Origin of the sequence: Polynucleobacter finlandensis (assembly GCF_018881755.1) — a bacterium.
GTDB classification, from domain to species: domain Bacteria; phylum Pseudomonadota; class Gammaproteobacteria; order Burkholderiales; family Burkholderiaceae; genus Polynucleobacter; species Polynucleobacter finlandensis.
Genome location: NZ_JACVPS010000002.1, coordinates 32451 through 48483, shown reverse-complemented (window position 1 = coordinate 48483; position 16033 = coordinate 32451). Strand labels below are relative to the sequence as shown.

General features: G+C 46.5%; 17 protein-coding genes. 10 read left to right on the top strand and 7 right to left on the bottom strand.

Translation table 11 applies throughout. The annotated features are described in order from the left end of the window. Nucleotides 1-17: 17 nt before the first annotated feature. The 3 genes from gatB to gatC are packed head-to-tail and all read right to left on the bottom strand — an operon-like array spanning nt 18 to nt 3294. On the bottom strand, nt 18-1490 hold the full coding sequence (gene gatB, locus ICN49_RS00860; protein WP_216164551.1) for an Asp-tRNA(Asn)/Glu-tRNA(Gln) amidotransferase subunit GatB: 1473 nt from the start codon (nt 1488-1490) through the stop codon (nt 18-20). Then, nucleotides 1487-3004 carry an Asp-tRNA(Asn)/Glu-tRNA(Gln) amidotransferase subunit GatA gene (gene gatA / locus ICN49_RS00855; RefSeq protein WP_216164548.1) on the bottom strand — a complete coding sequence of 506 codons (1518 nt, stop codon included), beginning with the start codon at nt 3002-3004 and terminating at the stop codon, nt 1487-1489. The genes gatB and gatA overlap by 4 nt, the downstream gene beginning before the upstream one ends. Then, the gene (gene gatC, locus ICN49_RS00850; RefSeq protein ID WP_216164543.1) at nt 3001-3294 is read right to left on the bottom strand and encodes an Asp-tRNA(Asn)/Glu-tRNA(Gln) amidotransferase subunit GatC; all 294 of its coding nucleotides are present in this window, start codon (nt 3292-3294) and stop codon (nt 3001-3003) included. The genes gatA and gatC overlap by 4 nt, the downstream gene beginning before the upstream one ends. Nucleotides 3295-3355: 61 nt before the next feature. Here gatC and ICN49_RS00845 point away from each other — a divergent pair, with 61 nt between their 5' ends. From ICN49_RS00845 to rodA, 5 genes are read left to right on the top strand one after another with little or no spacing between them, the layout of a single operon-like run. Next, nucleotides 3356-4399: a rod shape-determining protein gene (locus ICN49_RS00845; RefSeq protein WP_216164540.1), complete on the top strand. Its 1044-nt coding sequence runs from the start codon at nt 3356-3358 to the stop codon at nt 4397-4399. Between the two features lie 24 nt (nt 4400-4423). Next, nucleotides 4424-5356: a rod shape-determining protein MreC gene (mreC, locus tag ICN49_RS00840; protein WP_216164537.1), complete on the top strand. Its 933-nt coding sequence runs from the start codon at nt 4424-4426 to the stop codon at nt 5354-5356. Further along, nucleotides 5353-5877, top strand: a complete 525-nt coding sequence (mreD, locus tag ICN49_RS00835) for a rod shape-determining protein MreD (RefSeq protein WP_216164534.1) — start codon at nt 5353-5355, stop codon at nt 5875-5877. The genes mreC and mreD overlap by 4 nt, the downstream gene beginning before the upstream one ends. Nucleotides 5878-5885: 8 nt before the next feature. Next, entirely contained in the window at nt 5886-7793 is a 1908-nt protein-coding gene (mrdA, locus tag ICN49_RS00830) for a penicillin-binding protein 2 (protein WP_216164532.1), read from the top strand. Next, nucleotides 7775-8926 carry a rod shape-determining protein RodA gene (gene rodA / locus ICN49_RS00825; protein WP_216164529.1) on the top strand — a complete coding sequence of 384 codons (1152 nt, stop codon included), beginning with the start codon at nt 7775-7777 and terminating at the stop codon, nt 8924-8926. The genes mrdA and rodA overlap by 19 nt, the downstream gene beginning before the upstream one ends. A gap of 82 nt (nt 8927-9008) precedes the next feature. On the opposite strand, the gene ICN49_RS00820 is transcribed toward rodA, so the two are convergent. Together ICN49_RS00820 and ICN49_RS00815 are read right to left on the bottom strand one after the other, a co-directional pair. After that, a complete protein-coding gene (locus tag ICN49_RS00820) occupies nt 9009-9293 on the bottom strand; it encodes an HU family DNA-binding protein (RefSeq protein ID WP_216164526.1) in 285 nt (94 codons plus the stop codon). A gap of 111 nt (nt 9294-9404) precedes the next feature. Next, a complete protein-coding gene (locus ICN49_RS00815; RefSeq protein ID WP_216164522.1) occupies nt 9405-9770 on the bottom strand; it encodes a DUF8785 domain-containing protein in 366 nt (121 codons plus the stop codon). Nucleotides 9771-9930: 160 nt separating this feature from the next. Here ICN49_RS00815 and ICN49_RS00810 point away from each other — a divergent pair, with 160 nt between their 5' ends. Next, entirely contained in the window at nt 9931-10827 is an 897-nt protein-coding gene (locus ICN49_RS00810) for an aspartyl/asparaginyl beta-hydroxylase domain-containing protein (protein WP_439650837.1), read from the top strand. A gap of 3 nt (nt 10828-10830) precedes the next feature. On the opposite strand, the gene ICN49_RS00805 is transcribed toward ICN49_RS00810, so the two are convergent. After that, nucleotides 10831-11127, bottom strand: coding sequence for a DUF167 domain-containing protein (locus tag ICN49_RS00805; protein ID WP_216164516.1), 297 nt, complete (start codon nt 11125-11127; stop codon nt 10831-10833). 22 nt (nt 11128-11149) lie between these two features. Between ICN49_RS00805 and can the strand changes: the two genes are divergently transcribed. From can to ICN49_RS00785, 4 genes are read left to right on the top strand one after another with little or no spacing between them, the layout of a single operon-like run. Further along, a complete protein-coding gene (gene can, locus ICN49_RS00800) occupies nt 11150-11815 on the top strand; it encodes a carbonate dehydratase (RefSeq protein ID WP_216164513.1) in 666 nt (221 codons plus the stop codon). Nucleotides 11816-11823: 8 nt separating this feature from the next. Then, nucleotides 11824-12711, top strand: a complete 888-nt coding sequence (locus ICN49_RS00795; protein WP_216164510.1) for an LpxL/LpxP family acyltransferase — start codon at nt 11824-11826, stop codon at nt 12709-12711. Nucleotides 12712-12749: 38 nt separating this feature from the next. After that, nucleotides 12750-13502, top strand: a complete 753-nt coding sequence (locus ICN49_RS00790) for a metallophosphoesterase family protein (protein WP_216164508.1) — start codon at nt 12750-12752, stop codon at nt 13500-13502. 7 nt (nt 13503-13509) lie between these two features. Continuing rightward, nucleotides 13510-14928: a serine/threonine protein kinase gene (locus ICN49_RS00785; RefSeq protein WP_216164505.1), complete on the top strand. Its 1419-nt coding sequence runs from the start codon at nt 13510-13512 to the stop codon at nt 14926-14928. On the opposite strand, the gene ICN49_RS00780 is transcribed toward ICN49_RS00785, so the two are convergent. Then, entirely contained in the window at nt 14925-16022 is a 1098-nt protein-coding gene (locus ICN49_RS00780; RefSeq protein ID WP_216164502.1) for an amidohydrolase family protein, read from the bottom strand. The two genes, ICN49_RS00785 and ICN49_RS00780, sit on opposite strands and share 4 nt — an antisense overlap. Between the last annotated feature and the right edge of the window lie 11 nt (nt 16023-16033).

Genomic DNA, 16033 nt, shown 5'->3' with positions numbered 1-16033 from the left:
GTCATTTGTATTCTGCTTTAGCCAAGCTTTTTACGCAGCAATTCATTTACCTGGCCCGGATTGGCTTTGCCTTGTGATGCTTTCATAATCTGACCAACTAGGGCGTTGAACGCTTTTTCTTTTCCAGAGCGGAACTCTTCAACCGATTTTTCATTGGCCGCCAAGACCGTATCAATCATGGCCTCGAGCGCTCCACTATCGCTAATTTGCTTTAAGCCTTTGGCATCAATAATGTGGTCAACAGCGCTGATTTCCTTGCCTGATAAAGCCTCTTCCCAAAGCATCGCGAAAATATCTTTAGCAATCTTGTTAGAAATCGTGCCATCTGCAGTACGCGTTAATAGTGCTGCCAAGTGCTCAGCCTTTAATGGCACTTGAGCTACTGCGATACCAGCCTTATTTACAGAGGAAGCGAATTCGCCTGCGATCAAGTTAGCCGCTGCTTTTGCTAAAGGTTTACCAACAATAGCCAGCAAGTCCTCAAATACTTTTGCGGTGTCGCGATCTTGTGTGAGTAACTGAGCGTCATATGCACTCAGACCAAACTCGCTTTGCCATTGCTCGCGCAATTGCGCTGGTAAGGCTGGCATCTTGCTACGTACGTCAGCTATCCAGGCATCATCAATGACTACAGGCAGCAAATCGGGATCTGGGAAATAACGATAGTCGTTCGCATCTTCCTTGCTACGCATGCTGCGGGTCTCTTGGCGATCAGGATCATACAAACGGGTTTCCTGAACAACCTTACCGCCATCTTCAATCAACTCAATTTGGCGACGCACTTCATATTGAATTGCCTCTTCCAAAAAACGGAATGAATTTAAATTCTTAATCTCGCAACGGGTGCCGAACTCTACTTGACCCATAGGGCGCACCGAAACGTTGGCATCACAGCGGAAAGAGCCCTCTTGCATATTGCCATCGCAAACACCCAACCAGACGACCAAGCCATGCAAAGCCTTTGCATAGGCCACAGCCTCAGCAGCGCTGCGCATCACAGGCTCTGTAACAATTTCTAATAGCGGAGTGCCGGCACGATTTAAGTCGATGCCACTAGAGGCCTCGCCGTGCGGGCCAGTGAAGTCCTCTTCATGAACAGATTTGCCAGCATCTTCTTCCATATGCGCACGTGTCAGCTCAACCACTTTGACTTCGTCGCCCACCAAGATTTCAAGATGTCCACCAACAACTACAGGGATTTCAAACTGACTAATCTGATAGCCCTTAGGTAAATCAGGGTAGAAGTAATTCTTGCGAGCAAAAATGCTAGCCGGTGAAATCTTCGCGCCCACCGCCAAGCCAAAACGAATCGCATGCTCTACGGCTTGACGATTCAATACCGGCAATACTCCCGGCAAAGCCAGATCTACTGGGCATGCCTGGGTATTTGGTTCGGCACCAAAACGTATGCTGGCGCCACTAAAAATCTTCGATTGCGTTTTTAATTGCGCGTGGGTTTCTAAACCGATAACGACTTCCCATTGCATCATGCCACCTCGCTTGCTTGACGCAAATGCCAATCGCTGGCCTGTTGATATTGATGGGCGACTTGCAGTAAGCGCGCCTCAGAAAAATAATTGCCGATTAATTGCATACCAATTGGAAGATTGTTTGAATTAAATCCACAAGGAACGCTCATTGCTGGCAGTCCTGCCAAATTGGTCGATAAGGTGTAAATATCTTCCAAATACATCTGCACAGGATCTTTTGATTTCTCACCTAAACGCCATGCCACATCAGGCGCCACAGGCCCAAGAATCACATCGCACTGACTAAATGCCGCCTGAAAATCTGCAGCAATAATGCGGCGAATTTTTTGCGCCTGTAAATAGTAAGCGTCGTAATAGCCGTGGCAGAGTACATAGGTACCAATGAGAATGCGACGTTTTACCTCGGCACCAAAACCTTCGGTGCGGGACTTCTGATACATATCACCTAGGTCCCGATACTCGCTGGCGCGATGTCCATAGCGCACGCCATCAAAACGACTTAAGTTGCTAGAGGCTTCTGCGGGTGCCAAGACGTAATACACCGGAATCGATAGCTTCGTTTTAGGCAGGCTCACCTCCACCAATTGAGCGCCTAGGTCTTGCAAAGCTTTAGCTGCGGCATTGACTGCTTTGGCAACATCTTCTGCCAAACCCTCAGCAAAAAACTCTTTGGGTAAACCAACTCGCAAGCCTTCTAAAGGCTTTGCAGGGTTGGCATTAGCTTCTTTCCAAGCCTGATTGAGATAGCGGCCATAGTCTTCACCGGAATCAGCCAAGGATGTGGAGTCACGGGGATCGTGCGATGACATCGCAGAAAGCAATAAAGCACAATCTTCAGCAGTCTTGCCGATGGGGCCCGCCTGATCCAAAGAAGAGGCATAAGCAATCATGCCGTACCGAGAAACGCGCCCATAGCTTGGCTTAATCCCGGTCAGGCCACAAAAAGCTGCTGGCTGACGAATCGATCCGCCTGTATCTGTTCCAGTGGCAATTGGGGCTAAACCTGCCGCAACTGCAGCAGCAGAACCACCAGATGATCCACCTGCAACATACTCAGAATTCCAGGGATTTAAGACTGGTCCATAGGCTGAGTTTTCATTGGAAGAGCCCATGGCAAATTCGTCCATATTGGTCTTGCCTAAGCAAACCATACCAGCACCATTTGGATTGTCTGCACTCGGAATGCCCAAATTAGCGACCACTGTTGCATCGAAAGGACTGAGGTAGCCCTCGAGGATCTTGGAGGCGGCGGTCGACTTCCAGCCACGGGTGACAAAGACATCTTTGTGGGCTACGGGGATACCAGTCAATTTACCTGATTTTCCTGAAGAAATAAGTTCATCCGCTGCAGATGCTTGCTCTAAACTTAAGTGAGTATTCACATCAAGATAGGCATTCCACTGCTTTCCAGACTCAATACGATCTAAAAAATACTTTGTCAGCTCTGTACTGGAGACCTCTTTTGCGGCAAGGGCTTTCGCCATTAAAGCGATGGGGGTGTTGTGCCAACTCATTCAATCACCCGCGGAACTAAGAAATAACCATCCTGTTGTGCCGGCGCTGATTGCATGTTTTCAGCGCGATGGTCTGATTCAGTCACCTGATCAACTCTCAAGGGCTGCGCCAAGTCACGCAGGAATAGGATAGGGTGGGCCAAGGGCTCAAGACCTGTTGTATCAACGGCTTGCATCTCTTCGACCAAAGCAAAAATAGCCTGTAATTGAGGCAAAACTGCCTCGGCTTCTGCCTGGTTTAACTCAAGCCTGGAAAGGTGCGCAATGCGCTGGACATCATCAAGTTTCATGGGGCGCTAGAGTATCATTCCTATATATTTTTATTAACACTTACTATTTTCCCACTACATCATGTTTGGTTTTTTCCGCAGCTACTTTTCTAATGACCTAGCCATCGACCTAGGAACCGCAAATACCTTAATTTATATGCGTGATCGGGGTATTGTGCTTGATGAACCCTCGGTTGTGGCAATTCGCACAGAAGGCGGTCCAAGTGGCAAAAAAACCATTTTGGCCGTTGGTAAAGAGGCAAAGGCGATGCTGGGACGTGTTCCTGGAAACATTGAGGCGATTCGCCCCATGAAAGACGGTGTTATTGCCGACTTCACCATCACCGAGCAAATGCTCAAGCAATTTATCAAAATGGTGCACGAGAGCAAGCTGTTAAAGCCAAGCCCACGCATCATTATTTGCGTTCCTTGTGGATCTACCCAAGTTGAGCGTCGTGCCATTCGTGAGTCAGCCTTAGGTGCGGGTGCATCCCAAGTATTTCTGATTGAAGAGCCTATGGCCGCTGCAATTGGTGCTGGCTTGCCAGTATCTGAAGCGGCTGGTTCGATGGTGGTTGATATCGGTGGCGGGACAACTGAAGTTGGCGTGATGTCTTTGGGTGGCATGGTTTACAAAGGCTCTGTTCGCGTTGGTGGCGATAAGTTTGACGAAGCCATTACAAACTACATTCGTCGTAACTTCGGCATGTTAATTGGTGAACAAACTGCAGAGTTAATTAAAAAGACAATCGGCTCAGCATTCCCAGGCGCCGAAGTGCGCGAGATGGAAGTAAAGGGCCGCAATCTTTCTGAAGGTATTCCACGCAGCTTCACAGTCACCAGCAATGAAGTGCTTGAGGCCTTAACTGATCCTTTGAATCAAATCGTGACTGCAGTAAAAGCAGCGCTTGAACAAATTCCTCCTGAGCTTGCCTCTGACATCGCCGAGCGCGGCATGATGTTGACGGGTGGCGGTGCATTGTTGCGCGACCTCGATCGCTTGCTCCTGGAAGAAACTGGATTGCCCATTCATGTAGCAGAAGATCCTCTCACTTGCGTCGCTCGTGGTTGCGGTACAGCACTCGAGCGCATGGACAAGTTGGGCGGAGTGTTCTCGCAAGAGTAATCGACTTACACGTCGACCAGGGCATTGCAACATAGCGCTCCTCCACTTTTCAGACAAGGCGTTCCTGCTTTAGTCAAACTGATTGTCTGTCTATCGATCAGCATCGCATTGATGTTGATCGATTTTCGCTATAAGACTCTCAACCCCATCCGAGATAACGTCAATTGGATCTTGCGTCCACTTGAATATGTCATGCTGATGCCTCGCAATGTATTTGATGCTAGCTCAGAATATTTCACGACACGCGGAACACTTGATAAAGAAAATCAAGCAATGAAAGTGCGCCAAGCAGAACTTTCATTACTTGCAAACCAATCAGAGTTTCTCTTAATTGAAAATCAAAACCTGCGGCAGTTAATGGATTTGCAGAAGCAAATTCCATTTAAAACGCTTCCCGTTGAAATTCTTTTCAATCCACCCAATCCAATCTCTCAACGCATTGTCATTAACCGTGGCGGCCATGATGGCTTGAAGCTCGGCAACCCGATTGCCAATGACGCCGGCATCCTAGGTCAGGTAGTACGTCTCTACGATCGCTCTGCAGAAGTGTCATTGCTTGAGGATCGTGACTTTGCAGTGCCCGTACAAGTAGCGCGCAACGGACTGCGCGCAGCGGTATTTGGGGCGGGTCGCGGCAACCCCTTAGAACTACGCTACCTGCCTGTTGCTAGTGATCTAGAAGTGGGCGATGTCTTAATTACGTCCGGCATTGACGGCGTCTATCCACCAGGTTTCGCTGTAGCCGTTATCAGCCGTATTGAACGCAACGCAGACAAGAACTCTTCCAATGTTTTGTGTGTTCCAGTTGCTGCGGTTAACCGCTATCGCCAAGCATTGGCACTACTCTACGACCCACAGTTCGACGCCAAGCCAAGTGTTGTCAATAAATCAAGCTCTGGGGGCGCCGGTGTGATGACTCCAGGTCGCCGCCAAACTCGTGCGCGAGGAATGCAATGATTGACTTCCAAAGCGGCTATATTCTGCGGCCTGCCAATCCGCTCTTTATTTATTTCAGCCTGTTGTGCGCCTTGCTACTCAATCTCTTGCCGATTGGTAACTACGGCTGGGTTCCTGACTGGCTGATTATCTGTATCGTCTTTTGGAATATTCATCAACATCGCTATGTTGGCGTCATGATCGCCTTCACTCTTGGCTTATTAATGGATGTTCACAACTCAGATCTTCTGGGATTGCATGCATTTAGCTACTCGCTAGTAGCCTATCTGGCGATCTCTTGGCATAGGCGCATCATAGCCTTGAGCGTGTTTACTCAAGCCCTGCATCTGCTACCCATTTTTTTACTCGTATCTTTATTTCCTGTTTTAACGCATTGGGTACTAAGCGGCGAACTCTATTGGTGGGCGCTGACTGGCTCAATACAAGCCTTGATTGAAGCCATGCTTTGGCCAATCGCTACTCGTATTTTGCTAGCCCCTCAACGTCGTCCTATTGACGTTGACCATAATCGACCAATCTAAGCGGTTGTATGGTTTCTTTTAAAAAAGCGGATCTCAACTCTTTTCAAGAGCGCATTCATATTGCAACCATCTTTGTTACGGTTTGTTTTCTGCTGCTAGTTACTCGATTAGTTTGGCTACAACTGGTGAGTCATGGCAAATATGCCTTACTGGCTGAAAGTAACCGCATAGCACTTGTACCCGCTCCTGCAAATCGCGGCTTAGTCATTGATCGCAACGGCATTGTGATTGGCAGAAACTATTCAGCGCTGACTTTAGATATCAACGCTGAAGAGGTTAAGGGCAATGTTGATGAACTCATCGATGATTTATCCCAAATTGTTCTCATTTCCCCGAGGGATCGCCGTAATTTCAAGCGCTCCCTAGAGGATTCTCGAAAAATGGGCACTTTTCCGCTGCGCTCAATGCTGACAGAGGCCGAAACAGCCCGCTTTATGGCTAATCGCTACCGCTTTCCTGGGGTGGAAATTCGCGCCCGCAGCTTCCGAGAGTACCCCTATAACGAGCTAGCCTCCCATTTAATTGGCTATATCGGGAGGGTTTCGCTAAAAGATAAAGAGCGGATGCAAACGGAGATTGAGGGTGCAAAAGCCGATGATCCTGATGCATTACAAAGCTCATTTCTGCCAGGCATTCAGTACGTAGGAAAAATTGGTTTAGAACAGAAATACGAAACTGTATTGCGCGGCGTTCCTGGATATGATCAAGTAGAAATCACTGCCGGCGGTAAACCTGTTCGCACACTTTCGAGCTCACCCTCCATTCCCGGAAAAAATATTGTTCTATCGGTCGATATTAAATTGCAATACCTGGTGGAAGAGCTCTATGGAAACTTTCGTGGCGCCTTCGTAGCCATTGAGCCTGAGACGGGTGATGTTCTTGCCTTTGTATCAAAACCCAACTTCAACCCAAATGATTTTGTGGAAGGAATAGATGCAGTCACCTGGAAAGAGTTAAATGACTCTCCGCAGAAGCCGCTCTACAACAGACCGCTCAAAGGTATCTACCCCCCAGGATCAACCTACAAGCCTTTCATGGCCCTGGCTGCATTAGAAAATAAAAAGCGCACCCCATCTCAAACTATTTTTGATCCAGGCTTTTTTGATTTTGGTAACCACACATTCCGCGATGATAAAAAAGGTGGGCATGGAACAGTAGATATGCAAAAGTCGATTGTGGAATCTTGCGATACCTACTACTACATGCTAGCCCGCGATATGGGCGTCAACATGATTGCAGAGTTTATGAAGCCACTTGGCTTTGGACAAATTACCGGCATTGATTTACAAGGTGAATCTGCGGGTGTTCTCCCTTCTACCGAATGGAAGAAAAATACCTTCAAAAAACCCGAACAACAAAAATGGTATGAAGGCGAGACGATTTCCCTGGGTATTGGTCAAGGCTACAACGCTTTCACCATTCTGCAATTAGCCCATGCCATGGCGAATCTGGCGAACAATGGCATTGTCATGAAGCCACACCTAGTCAAAGCAATTGAAGATCCATTTACGCGTAACCGCACGCTCACCACACCAAAAGAAAGTTATCGCATCGATCTCAAGCCGGAAAATCTTGAGGTCATCAAAAATGCCATGGTGGAAGTCAATCGCACGGGTACTTCTGCAGCAGCATTTAAAGGCGCTGAATTTGTGGCGGGTGGAAAGACCGGTACAGCTCAAGTCTTCAGCTTAAATTCCAAAGATTACAAACATGGAGCCACTGCTGAATTTTTACGTGACCATGCCTTATATATTGCCTTTGCTCCTGCAGATAAGCCACGCATTGTGATTGCGATGGTGGTTGAGAATGCTGGCTTTGGTGCGCAATATGCAGCGCCAATCGCTCGCAAAGCATTGGATTACTACCTTGAAGGTAAATGGCCAAAGGAGGTTCCCGAATGGAAAAGAGCCCCATAAGAAAAATTCGTAAGGCCCTCTATAGTATTTTTTCTGGATTGGACCGCCAGCTCGGCCTTATTCTGCTTGGCTTAGCCGCTGTTGGTTTTTTTACTTTTCTATCTGCGAGTCAAAATACTCCAGTGCTGATCGAAGATGAATTACGAAACCTCGCACTATCATTTGTAGTGATGTGGTGTGTGTCTCGCATTCCACCAAAGTGGCTTGAGATCGCAGCGGTGTGGATCTATAGTTTTGGAGTTGCACTATTAGTTGCAGTGGCGGTCTTCGGTCTGATTAAAAAAGGTGCGCGACGTTGGCTTAATATCGGCATCGTTATCCAACCATCCGAGATCATGAAAATTGCCATGCCATTAATGCTTGCTTGGTACTTTCAGAAACGTGAGGGTCTGCAAAAATCTTGGGATTATGGAATCGCTGCAATCATCTTAGGCATTCCTGTTGCGCTGATTGCACGACAGCCTGACTTGGGAACGGCTCTTTTGGTTTTTGCAGCTGGAATGTACGTCATCATTTTGGCTGGACTGCCATGGAAGTGGATTTTGCCTTTTGTTGGGCTTGGTGCATTTGGCATTCTGCTCATGATTATTTTTGGCAACACGCTTTGTGCTCATGATGTTGCATGGCCATTCGTACATGATTATCAAAAACATCGCGTTTGTACTTTGTTAGATCCGAGTAGTGATCCACTTGGCAAAGGCTTTCATACCATTCAATCTATGATTGCAATCGGCTCTGGTGGGTTTTTTGGGAAGGGTTGGTTTCAGGGCACACAAGCACACTTGGAATTTATTCCAGAGAAACATACTGATTTTGTATTCGCTGTTTTCTCCGAAGAGTTTGGCTTGCTTGGTAATCTTGTTTTATTGGCCCTCTTCTTTGCGTTGATTAAAAGAGGTTTAGCCATCTCCGCTAGCGCACCTAATTTATTTACTCGCCTACTTGGCGCCTCTGTAACGCTGATTTTCTTTACCTACGCTTTTGTCAATATTGGCATGGTCAGCGGCCTTCTCCCAGTAGTGGGCGTACCACTCCCGTTTATTAGCTATGGAGGGACTGCTTTAGTAACACTTGGATTTGGGGCCGGTATATTGATGAGCATTCATCGCCACCGACGCCTAGTGCAAAGCTAACTCCCAAAATCTCTGCAAAGAAAATGTAGAGCTAGAAACAAAAAAGCCCGGCATGCCGGGCTTTTTCATCAACAAATAAGAATTACTTCTTACGCTTGTTAACTGAATCTTTAAATGCTTTACCAGCAGAAAACTTGACAGTTTTAGCAGCAGCGATTTTGAGTGGCTCACCAGTTTTTGGATTGCGGCCCATACGTGCAGCACGTTTACCAGATGAATAAGTACCAAAGCCGATCAGTTGTACTGAATCACCTTTAGTAACAGCTTTAATGATGTGCGCAATAGCAGAATTTAATGCAAATTCAGCTTTGGCTTTTGAGATCTCAGCGTCGTCAGCAATCGCTGCGATTAGTTCTGCTTTGTTCAAGTGAAGCTCCTTATAGATATTGATGTCAGCGCCCAGTGCGCTTACGTGATTTTAACCACAAAAAATTATAAAAATAAATGCTTTTTAAAAAACAATTTTTTTATTTTTTATTTATTCATCTAAAACAGTTATGTCTGATACAAAATATTCAGTATCTCCAAAACAAGTTGTTGGTAGTCCAATGTGCTGCTCATACTTTAGAGCTACCTTTTTGCCTAAATTTGCGTTAATTTTTTGCGCCACAGCATCTTCGCGCACCGTAAAGAGGAATTTTTCAGACATTGTTCCGGGCATGGAAACCATTGCCAACTCCCCCTCCCAGGTCTTGCAGACATAGCCACGATTTGAGAACTTCTGTACGTAGCCAGCACGCTCACCACTGCCATAACTCCAACTGAGCATGACCCAGGTATAGACTGATAGACCTGTAATCCCTATAAATACAAGGCTTAAGAGCCACTTTATAAACTGATTCATTACCTTTTTCCTAAAAAATAAGCCCTCTTTAGTGACCCTATTGCGCTCTCTTGTACTGATGAGTTTAAGTATAGGGGCATATTTAACTTAGAAATAGATGAGGCGCCCCTAAGATACAAATTAAAATGAGACACTAAAGCTGATCGGTAAATCCATGCAAATACGTCACACCATTTTCATCATCTTTGTTGTATCGGCTGTATTTGTCTATTTTCGCGGCAGAGTACGTTTTGGCCTAGTTAGATCTCTGACTGATTACCAGGTCCTTTTAGCCCCTATAAATAGCCTGCTCTACATCTTCTCTAAAGTGAAGGCGGGCGCATTCATCCCTGTATCGCAATTTCCAGAGCTTGCGCCATTGCAGAATAACTGGGAAATCATTCGCGAGGAGGCGCTTTCCCTCAATGAAGATGGCGCAATTGCGGCTGCTACTGGATATAACGATATCGGCTTTAATTCTTTCTTCCGCACTGGCTGGAAGCGCTTTCACCTCTACTGGTATGGCAAGGAAATGCCTTCAGCACAAGCTAGCTGTCCAAAAACAGTAGCGCTCCTCAAATCCATTCCATCCATTAAAGCGGCGATGTTTGCCTCCCTACCCCCTGGAGCGACGCTGGTACGCCATCGCGACCCCTATGCAGGGTCCTTGCGCTATCACATTGGGCTAGCTACACCCAATGACCCTAAATGCTTTATTGAAGTGGATGGAGAGCGTTATTTCTGGAAAGATGGCGAGCCAGTCATGTTTGATGAAACCTACATTCATCTGGCGGCCAATGAGACTGATCAGCAACGCATCGTCTTGTTTTGCGATATAGAACGCCCGCTTTACACAAAGCCCGCACAACTTCTCAATCGCTGGTTTGGCCGCTACGTGATGAGTGCGACATCCTCACAGAATGTGGCAGGAGAAAAAATAGGGTTTGTAAATGTTCTATTTGGCTACTTTTATCACCTCAGAGCGCAGGCAAAAAAACTCAAAGCCAAGCATCGCTCGGTATATTACGTTGGCAAATGGGTGCTTATTTTGGGTATTTTATGGGGAATTTTCTGGTAAATCCTAGGGCGCCAAGATCTGCGCTATTTGCTCCGGAGTAATGGAGCCCCAAATCTCCAGACGTTTTTGGCGACTATTTTGACCCGATAAAAACCGAATTTGCTTTTGCGGGATCCTTAATTGCTTAGAAAGCCATGCTACTAGCATTTCATTGGCCTTATTTTCCATAGCTGGCGCTTGTAGAGAAATCTTCAGGCTGCCATCATGCAAACCAACAACCTTGCTCACCTTGGCGCCAGGCTGGCAATGGATATTAAGGACAATTCCGGTGGGTGTTTCTTTTAACCAAATGGGCGTCATCAAAGTACTTTAAACTCAAACCATGATTATGAAGAACTCCAGCGCCTTAGACCACCTATTTGCCAATAATCGTGCATGGGCGGAAGAAATGGTTGCCAAGGATGCAGATTTCTTTAAACGGCTTGTTAATCAACAGGCCCCAGAATATCTCTGGATTGGCTGTGCTGATAGTCGCGTCCCAGCAAATGAAATCGTTGATCTTTTACCTGGCGAGCTATTTGTTCATCGCAACGTCGCAAACGTCGTTGTTCACACCGACCTCAACTGTCTATCAGTCATCCAATTCGCCATTGACTTGCTCAAAGTCAAACATATATTAGTTGTCGGTCATTATGGTTGCGCTGGCGTTCATGCTGCGCTAAGCGATCGACGCATTGGACTAGCTGATAATTGGTTACGTCACGTAAAGGATGTCCACCAAAAACATGAGCGTTATTTAGGAGAGGTACTGCCGACGCCCAAGCGCCAAGATCGTCTTTGTGAGCTCAATGTGATCGAGCAAGTGGTCAACGTATGTGAAACCACCATTGTTCAAGATGCCTGGGCTCGTGGCCAAGATCTTACCGTGCATGGCTGGGCTTATCGCTTAGATACTGGGCTTGTTAAGGATCTTGGTATGTCGAGTAGTTCCATAGAGGAAATGGGGACTCGTTACAAAAAAACATTAACACGCTACGACGCTGAATAACATTACGCTTGCTTAAATCTTTTTCCAATAAAGCCATAGTGGCTTTATTAAAACTCCTCTCAATTCTTCCTTATGCATTATTGGTTGCCATTGGCTCTGGCCTGGGCTTTATTGCCGCCAGAATTCCGAGTGAGCGCAATCATGTGGTCACAACAAATTTAAAATTATGCTTTCCTGAGTTATCTGATGCGGCCATTGACCAACTCAGAAAAAAGCACTGGCGCCTGCTCGGTAGAAGCTTGGTAGAAAAAAGTATCATCTGGCACGGTAGCGAAGAGCAATTAAGTAGCATGATCGAAGTGCGATCGGAGGTAGACCTCTCCGATAGAAAGCCTCGCATCTTGGTGAATATGCACTTCGTTGGCATCGAAGGCAGCATTATTTTGAGCGCCCTAGCGAAGCGAAATCACTGGCCCCGTACCTCAGGATTTTTTCAAAGGATGAAGAGTCCTTTTTTCAATCAAAAAATTATTGACTGGCGCAACCGTTTTGGCGGTAACTCCATAGATCGTCAAGGTAATTCCATCGCATTAATTCGAGAGATTCGCAAAGGCAGCTTTATCATCATCGCGCCTGATATTGACCTAGGTCTAAAGGACTCGGTATTTGCACCATTCTTTGACATCCAAACCAATACCATCACAGCAGTTTCTAGACTTGCTAGCATTACTGGTGCTGAAGTTTGTATGATGGTTACCGCACTCAAGTCTGACGAAAGTGGCTACTTGTGCACCATCAGCAAGCCCCTCGGCGATTTTCCTAGCGAAAACCCTGAAGAAGATACTGCGCGCCTGAACCAAATCTTCGAAAAAGAAATTCGCCTAAGGCCAGCTGAATATTATTGGGTTCATAAGCGCTTCAAAAATCGCCCCAATAATGAGGCAAGTCCTTACTAAGCCTTCATTAAAAACATCTTTTGTCCTATCATTAAGAGATGAGCGAACGTATTGGGCTATTTGCCGACCTTCACAGTAATTTAGAGGCTTATGAAGCCTGCATGGAAAGAGCCCAAGAACTCGGCGTTACACGCATGGCTTTCTTGGGCGACCTGGTGGGATATAACGCCGATCCAATTGCTTTGGTTGATCGCATTGCTGAACTGGTTCAGTCTGGTAAAGCCATTGCAGTGGTTGGCAATCATGATGAGGCAGTCTTTAAAGATTACAGCCAAAGAATGAATGCCAGCGCCAATGCAGCCATTGAGTGGACCAAGTCGCAACTGAACCCAGCGCATGTGCAATTTTTAAAAGAGCTACCGCTAATCATTAACGAAGAAGAGATTTGCTTTGTACATGCATCAGCTCATAAGCCTTCGGAGTGGAATTACATTACCGACAGCATGAGCGCCTGGCAATGCGTCCAAAGCTCAGGTAAGTCATACACTTTTGTAGGGCATGCACACGAGCAGGCTCTTTTTTATCAAAGTGCTGTTGGCAAACTCATTCGTTTTGCTCCACATCCTGGAGATGAAGTGCCCGTTATGGGCCATCGCCAGTGGGTTGGTGTCGTTGGATCGCTTGGCCAACCAAGAGATGGCAATCCCGAGGCCTGCTTTGCAGTATTTGAACCTGAAATTTCTGCATTAACTTTTCACCGCGTTCCATATGATCACTTTAAAGCTGCAGATAAAGTGCGGCGCGCCGGCCTGCCAGAAGACCTAGCAAATCGCTTGATTACTGGTAAGTAATTTATCTATGCCCATCAAACCTGATATTGAAGCGGTAGATGACATATTTCAGGAGGGTAAAGTCGTTGATGGTTTTGTTCTTGGAAAAGAACTGCATCGCGGCGGAATGGCCAGTCTATTTTCGGCCACCAAAGAGGGCATTGAACTTCCCATCCTCTTAAAAATTCCACGGGTTGGCAAAGATCAACCTGTCGAGAGTTTAATTGGCTTTGAAACTGAGCTCACGATCCTGCGCTCCCTTAAAAGTCCATATGTACCGAAGTATCTAGGCTCGGGAAATATGGCAACACGTCCCTATATTGCAATGGAACAAGTCGCAGGACGTCCGCTAGAAGAGCTCATTAAAGAAGGCAAACAATTTAGCATCGATGAAGTCATTCGCATTGGCGCCGATCTTGCACAAGCGGTTCAGTCTTTGCACTCACAGGATGCAATACATCTCGACATCAAACCAGACAATGTGCTGATTGATGATGAAGGCAAACTAACGCTCATAGACTTTGGCCTCTCACACCACTCGCGCTTTCCGGATTTACTTGCCGAAGAAATGCGCAAAGGTATTGGCTCTGCTCCATACATTTCACCAGAACAAGTAGCTGGCGTTCGATCAGATTCACGCAGTGACATCTTTTCCATCGGCGTGATCATGTATGAGTTGTTGACGGGCGAACTTCCATTTGGTAACCCACAGTCAATGAATGGCTTACGAAAAAGAATGTGGGCCAAACCATTTCCCCTCAGGGCTATCAGGAAAGAAATTCCGCGCTGGCTTCAAGAGGTGGTGTTGCGCTGCTTAGAAGCAAGGGCAGATGATCGCTATCAAAGCGCCACCCGTTTACGCCAAGTTCTACGTGATCCAGAAAGCGTTAAGCTAACAGAGCGATCTGAGCGCTTGGAGCCCCCTAGTTTTTGGGAAAGCCTTAAGCGTTGGTTAAAAGCTGCAGGCTACGAACCATCCCCAAGCCCACTACCGAGTAGGGGAAATCAAGATGCTCCACTAATGATCGCTGCAATTGATACACGCCAATCAGATGAAGAGCTGCGTGAGCGCATGCAGACAACTGCAAAAAATCTACTGCAGGCTTACCCAGAAAGTCGCTTGATTTGCCTTAGTACCATTGCCAGCACACCCACATTTGAAGGCAATCAAGAAAGCGAAACCGCTAGCGGTATTGTGCGCGGTCATTTAGTTCAGCTGATGGAGTGGGCAAAACCACTCAAGCTGCCGCCAGAACGCATCTCATATCACGTACTAGAAGCGCTTGATCCCGCAACCCGAATTGTTGAGTTTGCAAAAGACAATGATGCGTCGCTCATTTTGATTGGCGCATCTCATAAATTACCAAACAAAGTAACGCCCTGGAGAACTTCAATGACCAAGATCGTTGAAGAAGCTCCTTGCAGCGTTCACATTGTTAGAACCTAAACTTTCAGTCCCAGTAATCTTGCGGCATTGCCCCCCAAGATAGCTATGCGCTGAGAATTCGTCAGCCCAGGCGTACTCATGACATGCTCTACTGGATACTCTTCCCAAGGAATGGGGTGGTCTGTACCAATTACCACCTGACTTGCACCAACCTGTGCAACCAAATGACGTAATGCCTCGGGCGTAAAAACCAAAGAATCGAAATAAAGCTGATTTAAATACTCTGTTGGTTTTTTCTTGAGCACAATATCTGGATTGCAGTTTTGTGGCGAAACAAAACAGCTGTGATCCATTCTTGGAGCGTATGAACCCAAGAAACCACCGCCGTGAGCCGCCAAGACTTTTAATTGCGGATACTTATCTAAGACGCCTTCGTAAATTAAATGCTGAAGCGCAATGGTGGTATCCAAAGGATTGCCAATGACATTCGACATCCACCCATTCCCTTTAAAGCGCTGAGCCAATTGCGGAGTGCTTTGCGGATGAATGAAGAGGGTCACGTTAAGCTCTTGAGCTTTAGCAAGTACTGGATGGAATTTAGGATTCGCAAAATCTTCCCCCAATACACTTCCACCGATTGCCGCCCCGCATAAGCCTTGCTTTTTCACTGCATCCTCAAGCTGCTGAACCGCTAAATCAGGGTATTGCATGCTGAGAGAAGCAAAGGCCGCAAATTTATCAGGGCGTTGGGCGCAAAGCTCAGCTAAATTTAAGTTATTGATACGGCAAATTTCTGCTGAAGTGTCCCTATCTTGGCGATACCAAAAAGGATTAACACTCAACACTTGCATATCAATGCCTTGGGCATCCATTGCTTTAATGCGTTCATTAATTTTGATGAAATGCTCAGGCACACCCTTAGTTGGAGGAGGCACAGACTTCGCTTCATCCCCCATCAAATTAATGGAATCCTGAAACATGCAATGCGCATGAACATCGATCGTCTTTACCCTTTTACCGTTAATAAACACTGGGGTGACACGCTTAGGCCCACCATTCTGAACTTCTGCTGCGTGTAATAAACCACAGCCGCAAAATGTCAGACCTCCCAATGTTTTGGCGGAAGTTTTTAAGAAAGATCTACGGCTATTCATATAAAAGTCCC